This is a genomic window from Candidatus Zixiibacteriota bacterium (assembly GCA_014728145.1).
Taxonomy (GTDB): domain Bacteria; phylum Zixibacteria; class MSB-5A5; order JAABVY01; family JAABVY01; genus WJMC01.
In genome coordinates this window covers 1-26,903 of record WJMC01000081.1, presented here as the reverse complement: position 1 = coordinate 26,903, position 26,903 = coordinate 1, and the positions used below count along the sequence as shown (strand labels likewise).

The following is a 26,903-nucleotide window of genomic DNA, read 5'->3' as shown; positions in this document are numbered from 1 at the left end:
TTAAAATACCTCGACTTCGACGTTGAGGTATTTTTTTGGATTGTGGCGGATATCGACGATGATATCTTCCAGGGAACGAACCATCTTCTTTACATCCTGGTAAAGGGTCTCATCGGTGGAAAGCAGTCCCAGGGAACCCTCGCCCCGCTCGATCTTCTCGAGGAAGCCGGCCAGGTAATCCGAAACCGCGGTCAATGAATCGACCACCTTGTTGAAGTTGGTGGACGCCCGCTCGAAGTTGTTCAGGGTTCCATCCAGTTTCGTGGTGGTGGAATCGACGAAACTGGCAAGTTGCGACGACATGTTTTCGAAATTCGAGGCGGTCCGGTCGATTTTTGCGCGGTTTTCGCCCAGCATGGTGTTGAGCTTGTCGGTCACTGCAGTCATTGAAGTCACCAGCCCGGTCACCTTCTTGAGGTTTTCTTCCGAGGCTACAGTGGTCTTGATTTCCTCCAAAATGGCCTGGGCCTCGCGCAGGGTTTCACCGACTACCCCGATCAACTCGGCCGAACTCACATCGGTTTTGCCGATAAAAACTTTGTCTGAGTTGATCCTGTCACCGGATGACCCGGTGCTGACATGCACGAATCGTTCACCCATCAGCCCCATATTCTTGACCCTAAAAGATGCGTCTGTATAGATCGGGGTGTTTTTTTCGATCTGAAGCGAAACCATCACGAGACTGTCGACCAGGTCGATTTCGACCACCTTACCCCGTGTCACGCCGGCTACCGAGACCGGATCACCGGTCTTGAGCCCGCCCACATCGGGAAAGACCACGTCAATTTTCATATAGCTCTTCTGGAGATCGAAACCTTTCAGCCAGAAAATCGTCGTGAAAAACATGACCAGGGCGATTACTACCACGACCCCGACTTTTAACTCAACCGCAGATTTTGCCATAAATTCCTCTATTTAATCATCGTCATCATCACAAGATATTATTATATAATAATATAAGTTAACTTGTTTCAACAATATTTGCAACTTGTACAACAGTTTCAGAGCTTGACAAGTTCTGGGTTTGGTGTTAACTAATCCTAACTTACTTTTTCGCCTGTATTTGAGCGGGATAACAGTGGAAATATACGACGCGATATTTTTCTCTTTCGTTCTGATCCTGGCCTTCGCCAGCGTGATCTGGGGGCTTCGGATATTTCGTATTTTCCTGATCGTGATGGGGCTCTGGATCGGATTTGGATTGGGGCTTTTCTTTGGCGAGTTTTTTGCCAGCAATGCTGGTGACATGTATTTCTGGGGAATTGGAGGTGCGCTGATATGTGCGCTTCTGGCATGGCCCCTGCAACGCATGTTCGTGTTTACAGGGATGGGCCTTCTGGTCGGGTTTTTAGTCTTTGCCATGGTCATGTCGCGTGGGGGCGAGCCGGAAAACGGGCTGGTGGCCGGTGCTACGATGTTCATCGTGGCCGGTTTTATCACAGTCCTCTTTTATGACTACTTTGTGATCGTTTTGATGGCTATGGTTTCGGCTTATGCTATCATCAATGTCTCCTATTTTCCACATGAATTTCAAGCTTTTCTGGAACTGGCCACCTCGGGTGAACGGGGAGTGATCGCCTACCTGCAGAAGTTCGGAGGCTATTATTCTGAGCTGATCTGGCCCAGCCTGTTGATTCTCGGGCTCCTGATGGTGTACGCCGTCTACCTGCAAAAAATTCTGCCAGAAAGAAGCAATGAAAAAAACGACCGTCACAGCTACGACCGCAGGCTTGTCCGCTCGGTGACTTTTATCATGGCCGTGGTGGTTGTTGGCTACGTTTTCCTGGACCAGATTACTGACATAGGTATGAGCTTCTATTTCAATACCGAATGGGGAAATTTCTACCAGATGATCGACCCGATTTCTCCGGACAACCCGATCGCTTTTTATGTTCATACGCCAATTATTAATGTATCTGCTGTCTCATTTCCGCTGGCCGCCTATATCAGCTTCCTGGTCATTCGCTGGTATCAGTACTTGCGGATCAATGGCCGACCTACCAAAAACCGCTATATCAATGACTGGATCCTGGCAGTCTTTACCGGCCTGGTGATATTGCCGTTGACCCAGATGATCACTCTCTTTGCGATTTTAAAATTCGAGGATTTCGACATTGCCGGAAGGTTGTGGCTCGGATTTTACACCACACTGTTTTCCGCTCCTGCCTACGTTATCGCTTTTAAATGGGTCTATCTGATCATCGTCTTCCCGCTTTTGCTAATGTTGCTTTTGCCCCGTAGCCTGCCTCCCGCGAAGGAAAGCTCTCCGGAAAAGAACCTCAATTATTGTATCTAAATCAAAAATATCAAAACCTTGCGCTCTCATTCCCGTTTATTGGAATATGGAATAGCTATAAGTTATTATTTCTTTGCGATTGACAGCCGGGGAAAATGAGTTATCAATAGAGTAATATCAGCTACTCGCGGTTTACTCGCAAATACAGGAGTTGTCAGATGAATTTTACTACTAAAGCAACCGGCAGGCTCATGTTTACGCTTGCCCTGGTACTGATTTTTTGCCTCAACCTTACTGCCGAACTCTATCAGCCAAAATCAAAAACAATGCTTGAAAAACCTTCACAGGCCGAGTTTCAAAACTGGATCGAGCATCGTAGCGAACAGCATGCCTGCATGAAAAAGGCCGAACGGCAGGTTCAGGGGCTGAAGCTGTCCTACCTTCAAAACTACACGGAACCCACCCCGAATATGTACGATTACGATGTGAACCATTATTTCATCAACCTCGAGTTCGATTTCACCAACAGATATATAGAGGGTTACAACGAGATCACGATTACCAGTTTAGTCGATGATTTGAACACGGTTGATCTGAATTTCTGGGAAGGCAATAGTGTTTTTTCTGTGACAATGGACGATACCATCGGGGTCAGCCACGACCAGACATTCTGGTTTTTGATGACGATCTATCTCGATCATCCGCTTGATTCCGGCCAGCAAACCACGCTGAAAGTCAATTACGGTGCTTATCCCAACCAGGTCGGCTATATGGCATTCTACGAAAGTCTCGGTTCGGAGATATTGTTTTCATCGACCGAGCCGTTCGGTTCCCGCTTCTGGTTTCCCTGCAAAGATTTTCCGTTTGACAAACCGGATTCGATGGATATAATCGCCACCCATCCTGCCGACTACCTCTTCGCCTCCAACGGCATCCAGCAGAGCAGAGTCGACAACGGCGACGGTACCGCTACTACGCACTGGCATCACGGTTTCCCGATCGCTGAATATCTGATCACGGTTGGGTGCACTGATTACGAACATTACAGCCAGACCTGGGAATACGAACCGGGGCAGTTCATGCCGATCGAAAGCTACTATCTGCCTGGAGCTCCTCCCAGTAACCCGATGTCATCGGCATACTTTGGCGAAAACTATGTGGTACCCGTATTGGAAGCTTTATCCTACTGGTTCACTCTTTATCCCTGGGTTACGGAGCGCTATGGCCATAACCACTTCGGCTGGGGTGGCGCGATGGAGCATCAGACCATGACCTCGATCAGTCCATCGTTTAATACCGAGTGGGTGATAGCACATGAGGCCGGACACCAGTGGGGTGGCGACCTGATCACCTGCCGGAGTTTCCATCACATATGGCTCAACGAAGGCTTCGCTTCATATTCGGAAGCTCTCTATATCAAGTATCATTACGGCGAAGCGGCTTACAAAAGCTGGCTGGCCGGCCAGAGGCAACTCGATGCCGGCACGCCTTATGTCGAAGATCTCGTGAATGACAACGTTTTCGACGGCGCCACTGTCTACGACAAGGGAAGCTGGGTTTTCTATATGCTTCACACGCTACTGGGTGATGACGAGACATTTCGCCAGTGCATGGAAGCTTATTTCCATGACCCCGAGCTGAAATATAAGTCAGCATACACCGAAGATCTCGAGCGCGTGGCCGAGACATTTTACGGCGCGCCCCTGGACTGGTTTTTTAACCAGTGGGTTTATAGTCCCGGCAATCCCAACTACGAATATTCATGGCTGTCGGAAGAATTGCCTGATAAATCGGGCTACCGGGTTGACCTGTTTATCGAGCAGGTGCAGAGCTGGAAGGTCTTCACCATGCCGATAGAAGTCGTCATGGTTTCCGGGTCTGATTCGATCCTGTTCAATCTGTTCAATGACCGTCGCGGACAACTGTATACGTTCGAAATGCCGGCTGAACCGGATACTATCCTGGTCGATCCCAATAACAAGATTCTCTGTACAGTCGAATACAAACCTGAGTTCACGGTCCAGATAGTCGGGGAGAACCTTCCCGATGGCCGAGTCGGCCTGCCTTACCATGTCGAAGTCGATGCGGTAGGTGGCCAGAAGCCGTACGACTGGGAACTGGCCTGGGGACAGCTTCCATACGGGCTCATTTTTGCCAGCCAGGACAACCATGCGGTGATTTCCGGCAAGCCGACTTATGCCACAGATTTCACTTTTGAACTCGGTGTCACCGACAGCCTCGGGAACAACTCGGAATACAGGTTCACCATTAATGTTCTTGAAGCGCTGGCGATCTGTGGTGATTTCAATGACGACCAGAATATGGATGTGGCCGATGTGGTCTACCTGATTAACTATATTTTCGTCGATGGCCCGAAACCTTCTCCGTTTGAGACCGTGGATGTCAACTGCGACCACAAAATCGGCATACAGGACATCATATATATGATAAACTTCCTGTTCCGTTCGGGTCCCGAGCCCTGCGCCGACTGCCCCTTGGAATAAAGCCCGAATTGTAATCTGGCGGTCGATATTGCTTGACAGGATGTGCACGGGCATATATTTTTGAGTTCCTTGATGGCTCTGATAAAGCTTCTTGCGGGCCTGGGAAATCCGGGCGATAAATATCGGCTGACCCGCCATAACTTCGGGTTTATGCTCCTGGATGAACTGGCGCGTCGGGCCGGACAAAATTATGCTACGGGTAAGGGCAGTTGGCTCGAAACCCGTCTGCGGGTAGCGGGTTCACAGATAAGAGCTATCAAGCCGCAGACATATATGAATCTCTCCGGTCAGGCGGTTCGTGAATGCTCCGCCTACTATCGAATCGATCCGGAAGAGGTCCTGGTTGTCTGCGACGATATAAATCTTCCGCTGGGGCAGATACGGATTCGCCCTGCAGGTTCGGCGGGTGGACATAACGGCCTGAAAGATATCATCGCCGAACTTGGCACAGATCGTTTTTCGAGGTTGAGGCTGGGGATAGGTCCACAGCCGGAGAAACTGCCCTCGGAGGTGTTTGTATTACAGGCCTTTGACGATAATGAAACTGAGCTTGTAGAAAAGACAATTGACACGGCCGCGGAAGCTGTCGCTTTCTTGATTAGAGAGGGACTCGAGGCGGCCCAGAATAAATACAACTAACCCCCTGTTCTTTTCAAGCGGGGAAAGAACCGAATGACCGAAGGGAGGTCCTCATTGAGACAGTATGAAACTGCGCTCATTTTTGATGCCCAGCTGGAAGAACCTGAATTTGACGGCGAGTTGAAAAAAGTTGTCGGCTTGATTGAGTCTAATTCCGGTCAGATTGTCAAAACCGATCACTGGGGAGTACGCAAGCTCGCTTATCCGATTCGGAAGCGTCCCCAGGGTTACTATGTATTCCTGTACTACGAAGCTCCCCCGGATACTCCGCGTGTGATCGAACGAGCCCTGCGGATCAACGAGCACTGCCTGCGTTTTATGACGGTAGTTCCGGAATTCCCGTTCGATTTCGAGAAGCCCGAGGAGACTGCCGGGGATCGAAAGTCAGAACGTGCTCCCGCGCCTGCTCCCAAAGCCGAGGAAGCCAAGCCCGAACCGGAGCCTCCGGCTCCTGAGGCAGAGAGCGGACCCGAAGAAGCCAAATCTGAAGAATCTGCGGACGAAAGCGAGGAGGCTAAACAATGAGACGTGGCAAGAATATGTTCGACAGGAAGATGCGTAAGTCGGGTCGTTTTGCCGATCTGAAGCTGGATCGAATCGACTACAAAGACGAGCGCCTGCTTCGCAAGTTCACCACCGAACGCGGCAAGATCATACCCCGTCGGGTATCGGGTGTTTCCGCCAAGAATCAGCGTCGTATCAAGACCGCGATCAAGCGCGCCCGGTATATGGCCATCCTTCCATTTGTGGAAGAGACTTTTAAATAGACGGCGTGTCCGGTTTGAAAGACAGGCTGACCATACCGGCGGTCCTGACCGTAATCTCATTCGGGGGTTTGGCTGTTCTTCAGTTTCTCAATATCCCCCTCGCGATCGTGGCCATCGCCGCCTTAGTCTACCTGGCAGTAGGCCGGCAGTTTACAGTAGCGCTTATCTCCATGGCAGTATCGCTTCTTGTCTCAGCCATGGTTGGTGGACAGGTCCTGATAATTGAAAACGTTGTTCTGGTTTTACTGCCGGCGGCCATTTTGACGTTTGGCATTCGTACCAACCTGTCAGCTAAGGTAGCTGTCTTTCTGGTTCTGATTCCGGTCGTGATAGCTTCGGCTTTCTATTTTGCCGGTGTAGGCTCGACCGACCGCTATTACGCCGAAATCAAACCGCAGATAGAACAGGATTTTGAGCGAATGACATCGGAAGTAAACATACAGGGTAACCTGAATCTGAGCGACGAGCAAATGGAAGATGTTCGTGACAATTACCTGGGTTTTGTCCGGTTTTTGGTTAAATACCTGCCCGGTCTGTTGCTGATCAGTTTCATGACCATCGCCGGAGCTTCCTATTTGCTTCTTCAATACCTGTTTGAGAAGCGGAAGATGTATATTCGCAGACTGCCCCGTTTCGCGGTCTGGAAGATGCCGGAGGGATTGCTGTTATTGTTTGGGTTTTCGCTTCTGATCGTTTTGCTGACTTCCGGTTTGCTCGAGGATATCGGTGAGAACCTGGCCCTGTTCTGTTTTACACTGTTTACTCTGAGCGGATTGTCCAACGTCGAGTTTTTCATGCAGAAGCAGAAACTCAGCAAGTTCGCCAGGTTTTTGATCTATTTCGCGTTGTTTATTTTCAATATATATGGTGCGCTGATTCTGGGAATCATCGGGCTGGCCGACAGCCATTTTGATTTCCGGAGGGTGCGGGCCGCCCAGATTGGTTAGGAAAGTACTTGTAGCGAATAAAATATTGCTTATTATAGTGTGAGGTAGTTATGAAAGTCATTTTACGAGAAGATATCGACACGCTCGGCAAATGTGGTGAAGTGGTCGAGGTCAAGGACGGTTACGGGCGCAATTTCCTGCTTCCGCGTAATTTCGCGGTAGCGGCCACCCGTGGCAATCTCAAGGCGATCGACGAGATCAAACTGCAGAAAGAACTGCGTGACCGCAAATTAATGAAGGAGTCCGAGCGTATCAAAAACCGTATAGAAAAAGCCTCGCTCACGGCTGAAGTTAATGTCGGCGAGGAGGAAAAAGTCTTCGGTTCGGTCACAACCACCATGATTGCGGATCTGCTTCAGAAGGAAGGTATCGATGTCGACCGCAGGCATATCCTGCTCGACGATCCGATCAAGGCGCTGGGCATTTTCACCGTGCCGGTCAAGGTCGCGCCTGAAGTAGTCGCCAGCCTCAAGCTGTGGGTGGTAAAAAAGAGTGAGTAATGGGAAATCTGATTAAAGTTAAAATCGATGGTCTCGCGCTGGATGTTTCCACCAATTCTCCGGTTGTGGTGCTCAAGCCGGACTCAGAGGAGGCGGATCCTAACCTGGTTCTGCCGATCTGGATCGGTCATTTCGAGGCGATGTCGATTGCCATGGCGCTGTCCGAGGTCAATCACCGTCGGCCGATGACTCACGATCTGATCAAATTGATCGTGACCGGTTTCTCGGCCGAGGTCGAAAAGGTCGCTATTACCGAGCTGAAGGAACAGACCTTCTATGCCTCGTTGTATATCAAGACCGATGGGGAGACGTTGCAGATCGATGCCCGTCCCTCCGATTCGATTGCGATCGCATTGCGTTGTGAATCGCCGATTCTGGCCGATGAGAGCCTGTTTCATCTCAAACAGGGTGAAACCGGACCGGGGCAGGCAACCGATGCCGAGAGCCTCAAGGAACGTCTCAAGAGAATCAATCCTGAAGACTTCGGTCGCTATTCGCTGTAGACAGGCAGTATGGAGAAGAGGGAACTTTCTCATAGCGCTCTCCGTTTAGCCGGAATGTTTGTGGTCCTTCTGGGGCTGGCTGTCGCCGAACCGGCCACCGCCCTGGATTATCGTGTCGATCCGCAGGCCGATCAAGGCTACAGCGAAGCGCTTGAGCTCTATCGTCAGGGACGTTTTGAGCAGGCCTATGTCGCCTTTTCGGAACTGGCGGCCGATTACCCCTGGGACGCGCGTGTCACGATTTTTAAGTTGATGGAAGCTAAATCGCTGTATTACAGCGATCGTTTCGATGACGCCCTAAAGGCTTTCCGCCGTTTCATCCGCGATCATCCCGGATCTTCTTTTATCCCCGCAGTTAAATATTTTCTGGGCCGAATCCATTATTTCGAACAAAATTATGACAGTTCAACCCTGTCATTTATGACAGCCTACCAGAAAAGCGATCGAGAACTGGACAAACAACTATTTTTGAAAAACATGCGTGCAGTCGCATCCGGTTACCTCGAGGCGGAACGTATACAAAAACTTCTCGATAAAGTCGGCCGGTATGAACTCGCGCTCGAACTGACTCTGGCGGCTTCTGAGAAGTATTATCGTGAGCGTCAAATTGCTCAGGCACGATCTCTTCTGGATGATCTCAGGCTCCGTTTTGCCCGGGCTTCCGATGATTCCCGGGTGGCTTCCCTGCAGAAGAAGATCGAGCTGTTTGCTTCGAGACGGGTTGTTTTAGCCCTGTTCGTACCGCTTTCCGGTGAATGGGCGCGCTTTGGCCAGATGATGTCGAATGCTTTTGACCTCGCCCTCGGACAGTATTCCCGCGGGGCCGATCTCAAGCTGGAACATAAAAAGATCGATACCTACGGTAACTCAATAGTGTCCGCGATCGAAGCTAAAAACATCACTTCAGAACCTTTGACCGCCATAATCGGGCCGCTTTCGTCATCCGAGGCGGTCGGGGTGGCGGCTTATACCGATGTCAGGCAGATTCCGCTGGTTTGCCCGACTGCATCCGAAAAAGGCCTGACCTCGATTTCCGATCAGCTTTTCCAGCTTTCGCCAACTCCCGAGCGGATGGGCGAAGCACTGGCGGAATTCGTGACTTCCGAGATGGGATTCGATTCGGTGGCTATACTTGCCCCGTTGGATTCCTACGGCAAGCAGATCACCGACGGTTTCGTGCATACCATGATCGACAGCGGTGTGGATATCTTCTACCAGAAATTTTATCCGCGCGGTACCCGTGATTTCCGGAGGTTCTTGCTGGATCTGAAGGAAACCGTGTTGCCGGATACTTTCGTGGCGGAGATATTCTTGAACGATGAGGGCGATACGCTCGAGGTGGAGGAAATTCCGGTCCAGATCCCGGCTTTGTTTTTACCCTGTTACGCTTCCGAGTTGAAACTTATGCTTCCGCAGTTACGTTTCTACAAGATAAATACGCTCGTTCTCGGTTCAGACTCCTACGGTGAAGATGAGGTTGTAGCGATGAGGGAGAGCGAGGATAATCCGGTCTTTTTTGTCTCCAAATCGCAGTATCTGCCCGAGGACACCAGCTGGTTGAAATTCACTTATCTCTACCAGAAGGAGTTTGACGAACCCCCGGACAGGGTGGCGGCAGTCACTTACGATGCTGTCAGCCTGGTACTGGAATGCGTCGAAAGCGGAAGCTATACCTCCGAAGAGATATCCCGTTGCCTGAATGAAAAAGGTCTTTTCGACGGTGCCGCGGGAGAAATCCACTTTAACCAGCAACGCGAAAATGTGCGTGTACCGGTTTACTTTTTAACCGAGGGAGAGATTATACGTCTCCAATGACAAGACAGCTTTCAGAAAAATATACGAGGCTGAAAGAGATAATCAGCGGTTTCGATTCAGTGCTTGTGGCGTACTCGGGCGGATTGGATTCCGCCTTTTTGCTTTTCGCTTCAGTAGAGAGTCTGGAACCCGAAAATGTCTATGCTTTCACTGCCGATTCTCCCAGCTACCCGCGGGCTGAGTTGGAGCGTTCGCGAAGCTTCGCTCAATCACTCGGTCTGGGGGATCATTACCGGGTTATCAGTACCAACGAGATTATCGATCCGCGCTATGCCGCCAATTCGAGCGAGCGCTGTTTTTTCTGCAAACAGGAGCTCTACCGCAGGTTGACCGAGGCGGCCGTCTTTGAAAATGTCGATGTTGTCTTCGATGGTTTTAATGCCGATGATGTCGGCGATTTTCGCCCCGGCCGAAAAGCGGCAGAGAAGTTTTCGGTCCGTTCGCCACTCTTTGAAGCCGGGCTGACCAAATCTGATTTGCGCCGGCTGGCAAAAGAGTTCGAGCTTCCGTTCTGGGACAAACCGCAGTCAGCCTGCCTGGCCTCGCGTATCCCCTATGGCTCCCCGGTTACGGTCGAAAAGCTGAGGCAGGTGGAAGAAGCCGAGGCCTATCTGCACTCGCTCGGTTTCAGGCAACTGCGGGTGCGCCATCACGACAGACTGGCCCGCATCGAGTTGATGACGGAGGAACTCGAAAAAATTATGCAACCTGATATTCGAAATAAAGTAAACGAACGCTTCCGCGAACTGGGATTCATCTGGGTCGCCCTCGACCTGGCCGGTTTCCACACGGGAAGCATGAACAAAGCTCTAAAAAGGAGCGCAGACGATGTTTGAAAAAAAGAAGAAAGTGGCCATGACGATAAACCTTCCCGACGGCAGTACCAAGGAAGTCAGTTTCGAGGAACTGGCCCTGTCGAACAATCTCGCCTCCCAGGCGCTGGTAAGGCTGTTGATCAAAAAGAACCTGATCACCGGAGAGGAATTCATGGAAGCTATGCAGGAAATGCAGAAAAGTCATTACCGCGATCCCAATTCTCCACCTCCCGGTGAACAGACAGATCAGTAAGCATCCTTTACGTTTTCCATTTGTGAGTTAAAGCATGTAACGATCTATTTTATGATGGCGGGTTGCAAATAAAAATACCCGCCGTATCGCGGCGGGAGATCTATGTAAAAAAATTGGACGGAAGGTAAATGACCGTCTTGGGAATGCCTGTTTCAGGCACTCGTTACCTGGCGTAGACTACCAGGATCCACAATACTACCAGAAAACTTGTGAACACGGATAAGATAATCTTTTTCATCTGTTTACCCTCATATGTTATGAGGCCCTGTTTTTATGATAGACAACTTTTTTAGAGATTTATTAAAACCCTGTAAGAAATTTGTATAATTTAAAGCATATCAAAAAATATATCCGTAACCTGCCGTTTATATTTACCTTACACTTTTGAATTTAATTAAACGGGCTGGATCCTCCCGGATCCGGTGTCTTGATACCTGAATAAGCACGGCTACCCTTTTCGGCCGTGCTTTTATTCTCTATATCGGAATTAAATCCCCGGATTTCGACGATTAACCTTTTTTTAATATAATTTCAATATGAGGCTTACATTGGGGTGGTTTACTCGCGGGTGTCTGATCTGTGGCAGGGTCAGACGCAATACCAAGAAGAAGTATGGGCGCAAAGTTAAAACTCAGCGCCCTATTTTTTTTCGCCACACGATAATTAGAAATGACGAGTTATTTCAGGTTACGAAGCGCTTCGAGCGAGTCGGCGTAATTCGGCTCGTGATGGATTTCAGGTACAATCTCGAAGTAGGGCAGATTGTTTTCGGAATCGATAATTAAGACCGCCCGGGTCAAAAGCCTGATCTCTTTAAGAAGCAAGCCGTAGTTCAGCCCGAAATTGGCATCGTTGAAATCGGATAGAGTGATTGTATCGCTGATTTTATTCTCCTCCACCCAGCGTTTCTGGGCGAATGGGAGATCCATCGAGACTGTGTAAAAGAGGATGTCCTCGCTTGTTTTTTTGACTTCCCTGGCGAACATTTTGGTTTGAATATCGCACACCTCGGTATCCAGTGAGGGCACAACCGAGATGAGACGGATCTTGCCGGCGCTGTCGGCTAAGGTGACCGGACGCAGGCTGTTGTCCAGGAGTGTGTAATCAGGAGCTTTGTCACCCGCGGTGAGCCCCGGCCCCAGTAGAGTCATCGGTTTATCGAACATTGTCACAACTTTGCTTCTCTCGTCAGCCATCGTTGCTCCTTTCCAAAGTCGTTATCAGAAGCTTCAATAATGTATATAAACAGCGGGCTTGTCAAATGCTATTTATCGGATCAGATTCTCGATTTTGCTGCTGGGGTTAAAATAATGGCGGGATGACTTGACAAATCGACCCCGCTAATTGTATTTTAGAAGTTTAATTTCGGGTCGGTATACCCGTGAGATGGAAAAAATAAACTGTTTCAGAGGTTTGTATGAAAGAGATAAAGCCGGAAGACATTAAGGTAATTTTGGCAACCGATTGCGGGTCAACCACGACGAAAGCGATTCTGATTGAAAAGCACGATGGCGAGTATCGCCTGATAGTCCGAGGCGAAGCCCCCACTACTGTAGAAGCTCCTTTTGAGGATGTCACCATGGGTGTCCTCAATGCGGTAGCCGAGGTGGAGGAACTTTCCGGACGCAGGCTTCTGGATGAGAACCATCGCATCATTTCACCCACCAAGGATCAGGGCGACAAGAGGGAAGGTACCGACATCTATGTCTCGACCTCATCAGCCGGCGGCGGTCTGCAGATGATGGTGGCGGGTGTGGTTCGGTCCATGACTGCCGAGTCGGCCGAACGTGCCGCGCTGGGGGCCGGCGCTATTGTTATGGATGTCATCGCTTCCAACGATAAGCGTCTCCCGCATGAGCAGATCGAGCGTATCCGCAGACTGCGTCCCGATATGATTCTTCTCTCGGGCGGTATCGACGGTGGCACTATCACTCACGTGGTGGAAATCGCCGAGCTTGTTTCCGGTGCCGATCCGAGACCTCGCCTGGGCTCCGGTTACAACCTGCCGGTCATCTATGCCGGCAACAAGGATGCCCGGGAGTCGGTCAAGAAAACTCTGGGTGATAAAGTCGACCTTCAGATCGTCGACAATATCAGGCCGGTTTTGGAGCAGGAGAACCTTCTACCCGCTCGTGAAAAAATCCACGATCTGTTCATGGAACACGTCATGGCCCAGGCACCTGGTTATCGCAAGCTGATGAAATGGACCGATGTTCCGATTATGCCGACTCCCGGCGCTGTCGGACAGATCATGAAAACTATTGCCGACCTGGAAGATATCGAAGTCCTGGGTGTCGACATCGGCGGAGCCACAACCGATGTTTTCTCGGTCTTCCAGGGAATCTTCAACCGTACCGTGTCGGCCAATCTGGGGATGAGCTATTCGATCTCCAACGTGTTTGCCGAGGCCACTTTGCCGATGGTGATGCGCTGGGTGCCGTTTGACATGGACGAGCGCGATCTCAGAAACCGCGTTAAAAACAAAATGATCCGGCCGACCACGATTCCGCAGAGCATGGAAGAGTTGATTTTCGAGCAGGCGATCGCCAAAGAAGCGTTGCGCCTGGCTTTCATACAGCATAAAGAATTTGCCACAGTACTCAAAGGTGTCCAGCAACAGCGTACTATCGCCGACGCGTTTGACCAGTCGTCCTCGGGAGCCACCCTGGTGAACATGATGACGCTCAATATGCTGATCGGGTCGGGTGGTGTGCTCTCGCACGCGCCCCGCAGGCAACAGTCCGCTCTGATGATGATTGATGCTTTCCAGCCGGAAGGGATCACGCGTTTGGCGGTCGACTCGATCTTCATGATGCCTCAGCTCGGTGTGCTTTCGCAGGTCCATGCCAAGGCCGCCACCGAGGTCTTCACCAAGGACTGCCTGATTCATCTGGGCACATGTATAGCCCCGGTTGGCTCTGTTAAGCAGGGTAAGCCGTTGATGAAGTATCGCCTCGAACTCCCCGAGGGCAAGGTCGAGGAAGGTCAATTAATGGCCGGACAGATGCTCAAATTCGATCTCGGTTTCGATTCTGATACCAACTTGCCGTTTAAAGCCAAGGCGGTGTTGGAACCGGAGCGTGGTTTTGATGTCGGCCTGGGTAAAGGCGACCGACTCGAAACGACTGTTTCGGGCGGTGTCTCCGGCCTGATTTTGGATGGACGGGGCCGGCCCTTCACACCTTCTGAAGACAGACAGAAAAGGGTCGACAACCTGATCGAGTGGATGGATGCGCTGGATGCTTATCCGGGCGATATCCTGCGCAGGAAAGTCGAAGCTTAAAGAGAATTTTACCTGTTAGCACATAAAGGAGTCAGAAATGGCACATTCATATACGCCGGGATTGAAAGTTACCGATAAAATGATGATCACCAAAAAGAGGATTCTGCCTCTCAAGGGTGATGTCGTGGTCAAAGTCGGCGACAAGGTTCAGCCCGATGATGTCGTGGCGCGTACCGACCTGCCCGGAAATGTCGAGCCGATCAATGTCGCAAATATTCTGGGTGTACCTCCTGAGGATGTGGGCGACTGCATGCTCAAAAAAGAGGGCGACAAAATTGAAAAAAATGAAGTCATCGCTCTTAACAAATCCTTCTTCGGGCTTTTTAAGACCGAAGCCAAGGCCAAGATTTCCGGCTCGATCGAATCGATTTCATCGGTAACCGGACAGGTGCTTCTGCGCGGTCATCCGATTCCGGTCGAAGTCAAGGCCTATATCTCCGGTGAAGTGGTCGAAACCTTCGAAAATGAAGGATGCGCTATTTCCACTATCGGTAGCTTTATCCAGGGCATTTTCGGGGTCGGCGGTGAAACTCATGGCTCGATCAAGGTTGTGGTTCCCAACAACAAGACCGTCCTGGAGGACAGTCACATCGATGAGTCCTGCAAGGATTGTGTCGTTGTGGGTGGCTCCATGGCAACTGCGGGCGCGATTAAAAAAGCTGTAGAAATGGGTGCCAAGGGTATTATCGCCGGAGGTATTTCGGATAAGGATCTGCGCGAGTTTTTGGGCTACGATATCGGCGTGGCTATTACCGGTTCCGAGGAACTGGGAGTATCCCTGGTGATTACCGAGGGCTTCGGTGAAATCAATATGGCGGATCGGACATTCAACCTGCTGAAATCCAAAGAGGGACTGATGGCCTGCATCAACGGCGCTACTCAGATTCGTGCCGGTGTTATTCGACCCGAGGCGATCGTTCCCCTCGATGAAAAGATGGATGATAAAGCCAAAAGCGGAGAAGAAGTGATCAGCGGTCTCGAAGTCGGTTCACCGATTCGAGTTATCCGTCAGCCCTATTTCGGTATGATCGGCAAGGTCTCGGACCTCCCGCCGGCGTTGCAGAAACTCGAGTCCGAGTCCAAAGCGCGAGTGCTCGAGGTGGAATTCACCGAGGGCGAAAAGGCGATTATCCCGCGCGCCAATGTCGAATTGATCGAAGGCTGAGACTTTAAACTTGACCGCAGGGTGATAATGTCTTTTATTGCTCAACCGGTAAGGGGATATCACCCGAAGACGAATTTAAATCAGGGGAAGCATGCCTAAAGCTGTAACAATTCTGGTAGGACTGCTGTTACTTGTAAACGTTGCGGTTTTCGCGCAAAGCGATTCCGAACCCCTCTTTAATACCAGTTTCCTGGACAATTTTAAGTTGCAACCTGTCGGCGAAGTCCGCGCCAAGGATACTCCCGATGACAACGGTGGTTCGATTACCCTGAACTGGGACCTCTCGCCCGATGATCGCCTGATGGGGTCGCAGGGCTATGTCGAACGCTACCTGCTGGGGCGTCGTAAGGCTGATGATGGCAAATACGAGTATATCGTTTCAACCGGCTTCAAGGTCGGCGGGCTGTTCGATTTCAATGTCAAAAACTATGTCGATTACGAGTACGTGGTCGCCTCGTACCCGTTTAAGAACATATTCAGTCCTCCACCGTGGAGCAGGTTTTTCTTTGTCTCACATCTCGATCGTATCGAGATGCTGGCTCCGATGATCAGTCTCAACCCTGTCGGTTGCATGCTGACTTTGAGTACGCATTCCTACGGTTATTATAATAAGCTGGATGGATTTGAATCTCCCTTGTATTACCAGTCGATCTGGGAAAACGTCTATCATGGTCCGAGGCTGTCCGGTCCGGATGGTATCAATCCCGATCAACTGGTCGGGCAGATGATTTCACCCGCGGGTACGATTTTGCAATTTTTTGTTAACTCCTCCTCTGATGGTGATCCATACAATCTGGTAGCCCTGGGAGAATTTTTGGGTGAAGAAATGCTGGCTGTCTCAGCACCGACTCAGCCGGTCAAGGCGACCCAGCAGTGGTTTAACAAATCCCGCTTCAATATCTTCGTAGCCACTTTGATTCTGATATTTTTGATTCTTTATTATATAAGACAGGCGCGTTCCGGAAGAGAATTGTTCATACGGAGAATCGCCGGTTTGGAAGCGGTCGACGAGGCAGTTGGTCGCGCGACCGAGATGGGCAAGGAAATATTCTTTGTTCCCGGAACACAGGATATGCAGAATATCCAGACGATTGCCGGTGTGATTATCCTGGGCAGGGTAGCCCGACTGGCGGCACAATATGAAACTCGTTTGGAGGTGCCGGTCTCGAGATCGCTGGTGATGGTCACCGCGCGTGAGATCGTCAAGGAAGCCTACATGAATGTTGGCCGTCCGGATGCTTTCAGGGAAGACCAGGTGCATTACCTGACCGACGATCAGTTCGGCTACGCGGCCGCGATCGATGGCAAGATGGTCCGTCAGAAACCGGCCACCGTCTTTTATATGGGCGCGTTTTATGCCGAGTCGTTGATTCTGGCCGAAACCGGCAACTCGATCGGCGCGGTGCAGATTGCGGGTACCGCGATGCCGGCTCAGCTGCCGTTCTTTGTGGCCGCCTGCGATTATACCTTGATCGGTGAGGAATTGTTCGCCGCCTCGGCCTATCTCTCACGCGAGCCCAAGCTTTTGGGATCACTGAAGGGACAGGATATCGGCAAGGCGCTGATTTTGATTCTTCTGGCGATCGGTGTGATTGTGCAGACTTTTGGATGGTTTGATTTCAAGGTTTTATTTAAGGTTTAGTATTTTATGCGCAGAGAAATTCCACTGATCATAACAGCCGTCGCGGGTATCGCATTCGTGGTGCAGTATTTCATCCCGCACACGCCTTTCAACCGAATCGAAAACCTGTTTACCGACTGGCTCTCGATCATTGCCGCCTGCGCGATCTGGCTGGGCGCATTGAACCTTTTGAAGCTCTCGATTTTGAAAGTAGCCGGGTTCAAGAAAGACTGGTTTTTCAGCCTGGTTATTATACTAGCCTGGATGACCATGGCGTTTACGGGGATTCTGGGGGGGCCGAGCTTCCAGGAACCGGGCACTCGCTTTGACTGGCTCTACACGCATATATATACACCGCTCTCGGCGACCATGTTCGCCATGCTGGCGTTCTATGTCGCTTCGGCATCTTACCGTGCCTTCCGAGCCCGAAATTTCCAGGCCACACTGCTTCTGGTGGCGGCCTTTATGGTGCTGTCGGGACGGGTGCTGTTTGACGAGCTGGTATTCGGATTTTTACCACCCGACTGGAAAATTCTTTCGACCTTATCTGATTTTATCATGCAGGTTTTGAACACCGCCGGACAACGGGCGATTCTGATTGGTATTGCGCTGGGAACGGTCTCGACTTCCCTGCGCATTATCCTCGGAATTGAGAGATCATACCTGGGGAGTGATTGATATGCAGTTCTGGGAAAAACTACTGGCACTCGATCGGCGCTGGATCTTTCTGTTCGTGCTTCTGGCCCTGGCGGTACCGATGTTTCTCGATCTGGAATTCGATCTGGCAGTTTCCAAGGAAGTCGAAGAATTGTACGAGGCACTGGACAAACTGCAACCCGGTTCGCGCGTGTTGATGTCTTTCGACTACGATCCGCCCTCGGCACCTGAGCTTCAGCCGATGGCCAACGCGGCGGTCAAGTTCTGCCTCAAGAAACGTCTCAAGCTGGTGATAATGGGGCTCTGGCCCCAGGGGCCGATCCAGGCCAACAAAGCACTGTTGAATGCATGGGAAAGCCCGGAGATCGATCGCTCGAATTATATCTATGGTGTCGACTATGCCAACCTCGGTTTCCAGGCCGGCAACGAGTTCGTCATCCAGCGCATGGGTTCATCTTTCAAAGAGATGTTTAAAAAAGACTACACCGGTAATCGCTACGAGGAATTACCATTGATGCGCGGGATCAAAAATTTTAACGACATAGATTTTTCGATAAATTTCTCGGCAGGATACCCGGGCACGGTGGAATGGGTCCAGATCGCTGTCGACCGTTATCATCTCAGGCTCGGAGCCGGTAATACCGCGGTACAGGCACCCCAGGTCTATCCCTATTACAACGCCGGTCAGGTGCAGGGACTGCTGGGCGGAATGCGTGGCGCCGCCGAATTTGAAAGCATCACCGAGTACCAGGCCAAGGGCACGAGATTTATGTTTTCTCAGACTATCGCCCACGCCGTTGTGATGATATTTATCGTTATTGGAAATATCGCATTCTTCATAATCGGACGCAAGAAGAAGTAGCGAGGAACAGATATGGAACAATCGGTTATTGGAGTTTGGATAGCGGCCTTTCTGACTTTGGGGATCATGTCCTTTTTATACAAGGACAATCCCTGGTATAAATTTTGTGAAGCGATCTTCGTCGGAATCTCGGCCGGTTACTGGTTTGCCTCGCTCTTCTGGCAAAACCTGTATTCCAAATTCTGGGCCAACTGGGAACCTGCCATGAATGCCCTGATCAGTGAGGGCAGGCTGGAATACAACCTGCTTTACACCGGTGCGGGTATCTTTGGTCTGATGATGCTTCTGCGGTTGATTCCCAGCATCGGATGGATTTCACGCTGGCCGCTTTCTATGGTGGTCGGAGCCACCTCCGGGCTCTACCTTATCAATTACCTGGTTTCCAACGCGATCCGGCAGATCGAGAGCACCATACAACCGCTGGTTACCTCCCCGGACAGCCTGGGGTGGATCGGTCAGGGGGGAATCATGATCGGCAATATATTGGTTTTTGCTGTATTGGTTGTTTCGATTACAGTGCTCCTGTTCGGTCGCAAATCCAGCCTCGATCTCGGAATAGGTCCCAAGATATTTTATTTCCTGATTACTCTCGTTGTATCCGTAACCGGAATCTACATCAGTTTTACAGCTCCTCTCAACCTGACCGGACTGATAATTTTCCTGGGTGTTTTCTGCGGATTGATCTATTTCTTCTTCTCCAAAGAACACACCGGATTTTTCGGTACCGCCGCCACTGTCGGTACCTGGTTCCTGATGGTCACTTTCGGTGCTTCATTCGGCTATACGGTCATGAGTCGTATGTCGCTTCTGATCGGCCGGATAGACTTCCTTCTGACCGATTGGCTCAAGCTGATCGACTGATCACTTTCAGTTACGATTTCACTCAACGTTTTCAAGACCTTCCACGTCAATGCCAGTGAGCTTTTTGAGTTTATTTAAGCTCTCATGAGGCTATAAATTGCTTGACTTGACTCAGGTTAAGATGTTATACTGAAAGATATTCTGAGATAGGGATCGGCACAAAAGGTAGAGTGTTTTGGGAGTCACCTGAAATTGCCTGATAACCTTCGCACCCGTATGAACGCGGTATAGAACCTGAAATGAAATTCAAAGTTGTTGAGACATCACTGTTTTTAATTCTAATTTGCGCCTGCGCGTTGTTTGGGGCTGAATCGATCGACCCGTCCAGATTTGATTTTTTAAAACCTGCATCTGTAACCGATCTGACAGCACGTGATGTTCTCAATGATGAAGGTGGCCGTATCAGGGTCAGCTGGACTTTGTCTGTCGACGATACCGATGATTATGGGTTGGTCGACCGCTATCTGGTTTATCGCTCGGAAAATATCGACAGTGGCTTTGTCCTGGCCGGGTCAGCCAACCATGGCGAAGATTATTTTATTGATAAGGGACTCGAAGATGATAAGCAGTATTACTATCGGGTCGTCTCGTTTCCATACAAGGGTATTAACCAGAAACTGGCTCGTAAGCTTCAAGTTTATCTTGAAAAAGAATTTGAGTCAACTCCTGACAGCCTGACCGCGGTTGATGTCCTGCTCGAAGAGAAGAAACCTCTTAATGCGTTCATTCGAGTTTACGGGCTCGAAGATAATTTTGTGGGCTTGAAGCCGGTTCTTCATTTCGGTCCCGGGTTTCTTTCTCTGACACTCATGGATCTCTGGCGCGAACTCGACAGTGGGAATCCCTACTACCTGAAATCCATGGTAAGTGCCCTGGGAGCCGACCAATACAGCCTTTCTGAAATCTATGGTCCGGCACAACCGGCTGCGCAGTGGTTTAACATGGAAGACCTGGATACCCTCGTAATTGGGTTGATTATCTGTCTTTCAGTGGTCATGTTTATCGCCATGGCACGGGGCGGTCGCGAACTGTTCCTTCGCAAGATCGGTGGATTGCAGGCGATCGACGAGGCGATTGGCCGTGCGACCGAGATGGGGAAATCGATTTTGTTCATTCCCGGAATTCAGGATATGGATGATGTCCAGACTGTGGCGGGGATAACGATTCTGGGTCGTGTGGCCAGGACTATCGCATCATACGATACGAAAATTAATATGCCGGTCTCGCGCTCGATCGTTATGACTACCGCTCGCGAAACGATCAAGGAAGCCTACCTGGCCGAGGGCCGTCCTGAAGCATACTCCGATGATATGGTGCATTACCTGACCGACGAACAGTTCGGTTATGTGGCGGCCGTCGATGGTATCATGGTGCGCGAGAAACCTGCCACCTGTTTTTACCTGGGCGCGTTTTTTGCCGAGTCGCTGATCATGGCTGAAACCGGCAACTCGATCGGCGCAATCCAGATCGCGGGTACCGCCATGCCGGCCCAGTTGCCGTTCTTCGTGGCCGCCTGCGATTACACACTGATCGGTGAGGAACTCTTCGCGGCTTCGGCTTATCTGTCCGGCGAGCCCAAACAGCTCGGTTCGATCAAGGGGCAGGATGTGGGCAAGTTTATAGCCATGTTGTTTATTATAGTTGGTGCGATCATTGTAACCCTGGCATCGATTACGGGCGATGAAGGCCTGCATAATCTGGCGGAAACAATTAAATCGATTTTTGGAGCGTAGTTGCAGATGTGGCGTAGAACTATCCCGATATTGATCGTATTTGTTGTCGGCTCCGTGCTGATCGTGGCGGAGTTTATCCCCCACAAACCGTTCGGCGGTCTGGGCGAAGACTTTTCGCTTTACTTCGACATCATCGCCGTCTTCGCGTTCCTTCTGGGTGGCGGGAACCTCTGCCGTGTGCATATCTCCAAAGTAGCGAAGAAAAAGAAAGACTGGGAGTTTTCAATTGTCACGCTGATAGGCTTTCTAGTAATGCTGGCGGCTGGTCTTTTCAAGATCAATAACCCAATGGGGATGCAGGGGGATGTCTCGGCCTCCGGTTCACTGTTCGCCAATCTCTACGATTCGATTTTTACACCGCTTCAGGGGACTATGTATGCTCTTCTGGCGTTCTTTGTGGCATCCGCCTCTTACCGGGCGTTTCGTGCAAAAAATATCGATGCCACTATCCTCTTGACAGCGGCATTTATTATTCTTCTGGGACGCACCCCGGCACCGAGTTTGATAGCTAACGGTATCGTCGGGAGCTGGCCCGGATTTTTACACTGGATCGCTGATATCTTCCGTTTCGTGCCGGTCCTGACAGACTGGATTATGGATGTGCCCAACCTGGCCGGGCAGAGGGCGATCATCATTGGAATTGCACTGGGAGTAATATCTATGGCCCTGCGCCTGATCCTGGGCGTGGAGCGAACCTATCTGGGTTCTGATAAATAATTTTATTTGAGTGACGGGTTTATGATCGGAAAAGAAGAGAAAAGGACGCTACTTGATAAACTGCAGTTTATCGATCGTCGCTATATCTTCGTATTTATCGCTCTGGCTGTGATCGTCCCGCTTCTTCTGGGACTGCGCTTCCAGGAAAAACCGAGCGATATCACGATCAGCCTCTACGATGCTGTGGATACGCTCCGGCCCGGCTCGAAAATTCTGATGTCATTTGATTACGGTCCGACCACAGCGCCTGAGATACAGCCGATGGTGAACGTGATTTTGCGTCATGCCGCGGTTAAAAATCTACGGATTTACCTGATGGCGGTCTGGGCTACCGGTCATAACCTGACGGTGCAAACCGTCGAACAGGTCCTCAGGCCGGAATTCCCTGCCTATCGTTACGGTGTCGACTATGTCAACCTGGGCTACAAGGCGGGTAACCAGGGCCTGATCCGGGTGATCGTCGACGATATGAAAAAGATGTATTCCACAGACGCCGCAGGTACGGATATTGAGCTAATCCCGATGATGAAAGATATCGAAAGCCTTAAAGATATCGACCTGATAGTGTCCTTTGGCGGTGGTTTCCCGGGTATCAAGGAATGGGTTCTGTTTGCCGGTGATCCCGGCAGTATACCGGTCGGTGGCGGATGTACCGCTGTTTCGGCTCCCCAGTTGTATCCCTATTATCCCAACCAGCTGGTCGGCCTGATGGGTGGAATCAAGGGGGCCGCCGAATACGAAAGCCATATTGTCGAGAACTATCCCGAACACTTCGATGATCGACCTACTCCGGGTATGAACATGATGGTGGCCCAGATGGTAGCCCATATCGTGATAATGTTCTTCATCGTGTTTGGAAATGTCATGTATTTCCTGTTTCGTTCACGTCAGCGAAGACGGGGAATGGAGGCCTGATGAACACTAAAATGATCAGCTGGGGAATATTCGTCCTGGTGGTTTTGGTATTCGCATACAGCGTTTTCCAAACCGGACTGTTCGTGACGGTGGGCGCGTTTTTGACATTATTTATTATGTCCTTTTTGTACAAGGATAACGCATACTACAAATTTGCTGAACACCTGTTTGTGGGTGTCTCGGCCGCGTACTGGATGGTGATGGGCTTCTGGGGTACGCTGGTGCCAAATTTGGTCGCCAAGCTCTATCCGCCCATTGTCGGGGGGGCTCTTCCAGCCCTGGCAGAAAAGGAGCCAAATTATTGGTTTTTGATTCCGCTCGCTTTGGGTGTTTTGCTTTTGATGCGATTGTCGCCTGTGGGCGGATGGATTTCACGCTGGGCTCTGGCATTTATCGTCGGTACCACCGCCGGCCTGAACCTGGTCAGGTACCTGCGGTCGGATTTCATCCAGCAGGTAAATAACACTATGTTGCCCCTCTATGTCGAGGGCTCCAATGGCATGGATACGTTCATTTCGAGTTTTTCTAATATATTCATTTTCATTGGTGTGCTCTGTGGACTGGTCTATTTCTTCTTTTCCAAGGAGCACAAAGGATTTTTTGGAGTAACCGCGCGAATCGGTATTCTGGTGTTGATGCTCACGTTCGGTGCCGGGTTCGGTTATACCGTGATGGCGCGTATATCACTTTTGGCCGGCAGGATGGCATACCTGCTGGACGATTGGCTTGGATTGATCAATTAATCGCAATAGACTTGAGGTGCTTATGAGAGATTATCTGCTTTCGAGGCATTTGCTTCTGCTGACTGTGATCTTTGGACTGTTTCTGGTCTGCCCGCTAATGGCTCAGACCGAAGACGCGGAACCTATGGATACCGCGGCGGCAGAGGCGGAACCTCTTCCCGAACCACCACCCCCGGCGAAATTGACCAGTGTCGAGGATTCTCCGAATGATCACGGTCATTCGGTTGATCTCAGCTGGGAGTTGTCGCCAATTGATGATGGTTCCGGGAATGTCGTTATGGGATACGAGATCTGGCGTGCCGAGGCGGCCGATGGTCGCGGAGAATTCAAGATGCGCAGAAGACTGCCTTACGGCGTTACTTTCTTCTCCGACCGCGGAGACAAGCCGGGCGGACCGGATCCGATGCCCAATGGTAAAGAATACTGGTACAAAATCCGAACCATTGGCCCCCAGGGCGTTTATTCGGAGTCCGCCGTTGTCGGTCCGGTTGTCCCCGAGGGCGAGTGGTTCCACACTGGTAAGACGCCGGTAGCTGTAGCAGTAGTAGTATTCTTCTTTTTCACCGTATATTTTATTTTTGTGGCGCGCTCCGGCAAGGAACTCTACGTTCGCCCGCTGAGCGGTATCAGCGCTGTCGACGAGGCAATCGGCCGTGCGACCGAGATGGGCAAACCGATCATGTATGTGCTCGGTCTCGGTACTGCCTCGGATATCGCCACAATCTGTTCTTTTACGATCCTGAGCCGTGTGTCAAAAAAGGTCGCCATGCACCAGAGTTCGCTGATGGTGCCCTGTTACGATCCGATCGTGATGACTGTGGCGCAGGAAGTCGTCAAGAACGCTTATACCGAAGCCGGCCGACCTGACTCCTATGAAGAGGACAGCGTCTTCTTCGTTACCCAGAGCCAGTTCGCCTATGTCGCGGCGGTCAATGGTATGATGCTCCGCGAACGTCCGGCCTCGAATTTCTATCTTGGTATGTTCCACGCTGAATCACTGCTTCTGGCGGAAACCGGTTCACTGGCAGGGTCGATCCAGATCTCCGGTACCGACCAGGTGGCTCAGCTCCCGTTTTTCATCGTCGCCTGTGATTATACCCTGATCGGCGAAGAACTCTATGCCGCCAGTGCTTATCTAAGTGGCGAACCTACTTTGCTGGGTTCTTTAAAAGCCGAGGACTGGGGCAAAGGTATCTTCATCGCCCTGGTGATCGTAGGTGTTGTCGCTGCCACTACGGGATGGCAGCAGTTCATTGACTGGCTGACGGTGAGATTGTAGAGGAGGTATGTAGATGAAGCAGTGGATTCCATTAAAGATCGTACTCATTACCGGTCTATTCATGCTGATCCAGTATTTTATCCCGCGTGAAGAATCGGAATTCTTATATGAGTACGCGCTGGACTTTACGATCATTATCGGCATCTTCGCCCTCGCCCTGGGAATCATCTCCCTGGTCAGGGTGTCGATTGATAAAATCCGTCGCAAAGCGGTCGGCTGGATCTATTCCTACGTGGTCTTGATCGGCCTGATCGTGATGTTGTTTTTCGGATGGTGGCCGTTCCGTGTCGGTAACGTCGGCGACGATCCGTCCGCGGCGGTCGTAGCGGATGTGGATTTTGATCAGGATAGTGATTTAATTGTGGCCAACAAAGCCACCAATAATATCTCGATTTTCAAGAACCGGGGTAATTCCCTGTTTATCTCGGCTTACATCTATAAAGCCGGGAAAGCTCCGAGTGACCTGACCACTTTCGATATCGACGGCGACAACGATCAGGATATCGCGGTCGTCAACAGTGAATCGGGCGATGTCAGCCTGCTTCGCAATGTCTCTGAGCCGGATGATTTCACCCCTGTCAAGAAACAGATCAGCCCGGAGACCCGTATCTATGAGATCACGAATGCCGGTAAACCGCGCCTGGATAAACCGGTCGCTTATGCGGTTGGTGATAATCCAGTAGCCATCGCGGCAGGTGATTTAAACGGCGATGGGGCGATTAACGATCTGGTCGTGGCCAACCACGGTTCCGATAATATCAGCCTGTTGTTAAACGATGGTCAGGGTAACCTGCGGGAAGCCACTACACTTCCGGCGGGGCAAAAACCCAATGATATCTATGTGGCGGATATGAACGCAGATTTGATAAATGATATCATCGTCTCCAATCAGGAGTCCCGGAATTTGATGGTTTTGTTCGGTCAGGGCGCCGGTGGTTTCCAGCCGGCCGAAACAGTTCAGCTGGCCAGCGGTGTGCCGACTTCGATGGTTACCGGCGATTTTGATGATAACGGTTACATCGACCTGGCGGTCTGCGCCTATCGCGAAGGTTCCAGAGAGGGTATCCTGTATCTGCTCAAAAGTGACAGCACAGGAATATTTGCCACGCAGGATAATTTCGAAACCGGTCCGATGCCGGTCTCGATTCATGCAACCGATTTCAATCAGGATGGAAGTCGCGATCTCGCGATCGCCTGCCGGGATGCCAATACTGTCCGAATTCACCATAATGACGGTGCCGGTAATTTCAGTGAGTATTCACAGAACTTCGCCGGACGTGAACCGGTTTTCGTGACCGCGGGGATACTCGATGTTGAGAAGGATAAACCGGCGATTGTAGTCGCCAATCATCTCTCCAACAATATAGTCACCCTCTCCAATCGAAACGGTTTCGATTTCGAGCCGGGTGTCTCGCTCCAATCGGGCGATATCCTGTTTCTGGGTGGAAGCCTGACAAACTATTTCTTTGTCAAATTGTTTGACCATGTTATGATCCCGATTCAGGCCACCATGTTCTCACTTTTGGCATTCTATATCGCATCGGCCGCGTATCGTGCCTTCAGGGCTCGTACGCTTCTATCGTCGATTCTTCTGGTCGCGGCTGTTTTGATCATGATTCGCTTTGTGCCGTTGGGGCCGATTTCGGATATTGTCAACGACCTCTCCAGCTGGATCCTGAAAGTGCCGAATATGGCCGCCAAGAGGGCGATATTCATCGGGATCGGCCTGGGTATGGTTGCAACCGCCATCAAGATCCTTCTGGGTGTCGAACGTGGCTATTTGGGAAGAGATTAGGAGGTGCCTGAGATGAATTTCTTTGAAAGATTATCGCAACTGGACAGGCGCTGGGTTTATCTTTTCCTGATTATAGTTGTTACAGGTGCATACCTGTGGAAATTCCCGGTGCCAGTCTCTGTGACCGACGAGGTCAAAAACATATACGACAGGGTCGAAGCCCTCAATCCGGGCGATAAAATCCTGATAGCATTCGATTACGATCCGAACGCGTTGGCTGAACTCCACCCGATGTCCTACGCCATTATCGAACACTGCCAGAGACGCAAGGTGCAGGTAATCGGGGTGACTTT

Annotated in this window: 26 protein-coding genes; 24 read left to right on the top strand and 2 right to left on the bottom strand. The window is 50.8% G+C overall.

Features of this window, described 5'->3' with window-relative positions; genetic code table 11:
• Positions 1-903, bottom strand: coding sequence for an MCE family protein (locus tag GF404_05325; GenBank protein ID MBD3381602.1), 903 nt, complete (start codon positions 901-903; stop codon positions 1-3).
• Between the two features lie 175 nt (positions 904-1,078).
• Between GF404_05325 and GF404_05320 the strand changes: the two genes are divergently transcribed.
• The 11 genes from GF404_05320 to GF404_05270 all read left to right on the top strand — a co-directional run bounded on the left by GF404_05320 (position 1,079) and on the right by GF404_05270 (position 10,979).
• Entirely contained in the window at positions 1,079-2,296 is a 1,218-nt protein-coding gene (locus tag GF404_05320) for a hypothetical protein (GenBank protein ID MBD3381601.1), read from the top strand.
• A 158-nt stretch (positions 2,297-2,454) separates the two neighbouring features.
• Complete coding sequence (locus GF404_05315; GenBank protein ID MBD3381600.1) at positions 2,455-4,740, top strand: hypothetical protein; 2,286 nt, start codon at positions 2,455-2,457, stop codon at positions 4,738-4,740.
• 72 nt (positions 4,741-4,812) lie between these two features.
• Positions 4,813-5,379, top strand: coding sequence for an aminoacyl-tRNA hydrolase (locus tag GF404_05310; protein MBD3381599.1), 567 nt, complete (start codon positions 4,813-4,815; stop codon positions 5,377-5,379).
• A gap of 33 nt (positions 5,380-5,412) precedes the next feature.
• Positions 5,413-5,904, top strand: coding sequence for a 30S ribosomal protein S6 (gene rpsF / locus GF404_05305; GenBank protein MBD3381598.1), 492 nt, complete (start codon positions 5,413-5,415; stop codon positions 5,902-5,904).
• Positions 5,901-6,146 carry a 30S ribosomal protein S18 gene (gene rpsR, locus GF404_05300; GenBank protein ID MBD3381597.1) on the top strand — a complete coding sequence of 82 codons (246 nt, stop codon included), beginning with the start codon at positions 5,901-5,903 and terminating at the stop codon, positions 6,144-6,146. Before rpsF ends, rpsR begins: the two co-directional genes overlap by 4 nt.
• Positions 6,143-7,093 (top strand): DUF2232 domain-containing protein, encoded by a 951-nt coding sequence (locus GF404_05295; protein MBD3381596.1) that lies wholly within the window; start codon positions 6,143-6,145, stop codon positions 7,091-7,093. Before rpsR ends, GF404_05295 begins: the two co-directional genes overlap by 4 nt.
• Before the next feature lie 50 nt (positions 7,094-7,143).
• A complete protein-coding gene (locus GF404_05290; GenBank protein ID MBD3381595.1) occupies positions 7,144-7,593 on the top strand; it encodes a 50S ribosomal protein L9 in 450 nt (149 codons plus the stop codon).
• Positions 7,593-8,096 (top strand): bifunctional nuclease family protein, encoded by a 504-nt coding sequence (locus GF404_05285; GenBank protein MBD3381594.1) that lies wholly within the window; start codon positions 7,593-7,595, stop codon positions 8,094-8,096. The genes GF404_05290 and GF404_05285 overlap by 1 nt, the downstream gene beginning before the upstream one ends.
• A gap of 9 nt (positions 8,097-8,105) precedes the next feature.
• Complete coding sequence (locus GF404_05280; GenBank protein MBD3381593.1) at positions 8,106-9,911, top strand: ABC transporter substrate-binding protein; 1,806 nt, start codon at positions 8,106-8,108, stop codon at positions 9,909-9,911.
• Positions 9,908-10,747 carry an ATP-dependent sacrificial sulfur transferase LarE gene (larE, locus tag GF404_05275; protein ID MBD3381592.1) on the top strand — a complete coding sequence of 280 codons (840 nt, stop codon included), beginning with the start codon at positions 9,908-9,910 and terminating at the stop codon, positions 10,745-10,747. Before GF404_05280 ends, larE begins: the two co-directional genes overlap by 4 nt.
• The gene (locus GF404_05270) at positions 10,740-10,979 is read left to right on the top strand and encodes a hypothetical protein (protein ID MBD3381591.1); all 240 of its coding nucleotides are present in this window, start codon (positions 10,740-10,742) and stop codon (positions 10,977-10,979) included. The genes larE and GF404_05270 overlap by 8 nt, the downstream gene beginning before the upstream one ends.
• A 677-nt stretch (positions 10,980-11,656) precedes the next feature.
• Here the strand turns inward: GF404_05270 and GF404_05265 are convergent.
• Positions 11,657-12,175, bottom strand: a complete 519-nt coding sequence (locus GF404_05265; protein ID MBD3381590.1) for a thiol peroxidase — start codon at positions 12,173-12,175, stop codon at positions 11,657-11,659.
• Positions 12,176-12,396: 221 nt separating this feature from the next.
• Here GF404_05265 and GF404_05260 point away from each other — a divergent pair, with 221 nt between their 5' ends.
• The 13 genes from GF404_05260 to GF404_05200 form a co-directional block, all read left to right on the top strand.
• Complete coding sequence (locus GF404_05260) at positions 12,397-14,262, top strand: methylaspartate mutase (GenBank protein MBD3381589.1); 1,866 nt, start codon at positions 12,397-12,399, stop codon at positions 14,260-14,262.
• Between the two features lie 37 nt (positions 14,263-14,299).
• A complete protein-coding gene (locus tag GF404_05255; GenBank protein MBD3381588.1) occupies positions 14,300-15,427 on the top strand; it encodes a hypothetical protein in 1,128 nt (375 codons plus the stop codon).
• 91 nt (positions 15,428-15,518) lie between these two features.
• The gene (locus tag GF404_05250; protein ID MBD3381587.1) at positions 15,519-17,069 is read left to right on the top strand and encodes a hypothetical protein; all 1,551 of its coding nucleotides are present in this window, start codon (positions 15,519-15,521) and stop codon (positions 17,067-17,069) included.
• A 6-nt stretch (positions 17,070-17,075) separates the two neighbouring features.
• The gene (locus GF404_05245) at positions 17,076-17,726 is read left to right on the top strand and encodes a hypothetical protein (GenBank protein ID MBD3381586.1); all 651 of its coding nucleotides are present in this window, start codon (positions 17,076-17,078) and stop codon (positions 17,724-17,726) included.
• 1 nt (position 17,727) lies between these two features.
• A complete protein-coding gene (locus GF404_05240; GenBank protein MBD3381585.1) occupies positions 17,728-18,567 on the top strand; it encodes a hypothetical protein in 840 nt (279 codons plus the stop codon).
• A gap of 12 nt (positions 18,568-18,579) precedes the next feature.
• Positions 18,580-19,428, top strand: coding sequence for a hypothetical protein (locus tag GF404_05235; protein MBD3381584.1), 849 nt, complete (start codon positions 18,580-18,582; stop codon positions 19,426-19,428).
• A gap of 239 nt (positions 19,429-19,667) precedes the next feature.
• Positions 19,668-21,161 (top strand): hypothetical protein, encoded by a 1,494-nt coding sequence (locus GF404_05230; GenBank protein ID MBD3381583.1) that lies wholly within the window; start codon positions 19,668-19,670, stop codon positions 21,159-21,161.
• Between the two features lie 6 nt (positions 21,162-21,167).
• Positions 21,168-21,878 carry a hypothetical protein gene (locus GF404_05225; protein MBD3381582.1) on the top strand — a complete coding sequence of 237 codons (711 nt, stop codon included), beginning with the start codon at positions 21,168-21,170 and terminating at the stop codon, positions 21,876-21,878.
• Positions 21,879-21,899: 21 nt separating this feature from the next.
• Complete coding sequence (locus GF404_05220; GenBank protein ID MBD3381581.1) at positions 21,900-22,793, top strand: hypothetical protein; 894 nt, start codon at positions 21,900-21,902, stop codon at positions 22,791-22,793.
• Positions 22,793-23,536 (top strand): hypothetical protein, encoded by a 744-nt coding sequence (locus GF404_05215; protein ID MBD3381580.1) that lies wholly within the window; start codon positions 22,793-22,795, stop codon positions 23,534-23,536. The genes GF404_05220 and GF404_05215 overlap by 1 nt, the downstream gene beginning before the upstream one ends.
• Before the next feature lie 22 nt (positions 23,537-23,558).
• Complete coding sequence (locus GF404_05210) at positions 23,559-24,815, top strand: hypothetical protein (protein MBD3381579.1); 1,257 nt, start codon at positions 23,559-23,561, stop codon at positions 24,813-24,815.
• Between the two features lie 13 nt (positions 24,816-24,828).
• Positions 24,829-26,610, top strand: a complete 1,782-nt coding sequence (locus GF404_05205; GenBank protein MBD3381578.1) for a hypothetical protein — start codon at positions 24,829-24,831, stop codon at positions 26,608-26,610.
• A gap of 12 nt (positions 26,611-26,622) precedes the next feature.
• A partial coding sequence (locus GF404_05200; GenBank protein MBD3381577.1) for a hypothetical protein occupies positions 26,623-26,903 on the top strand: 281 nt, incomplete at its 3' end.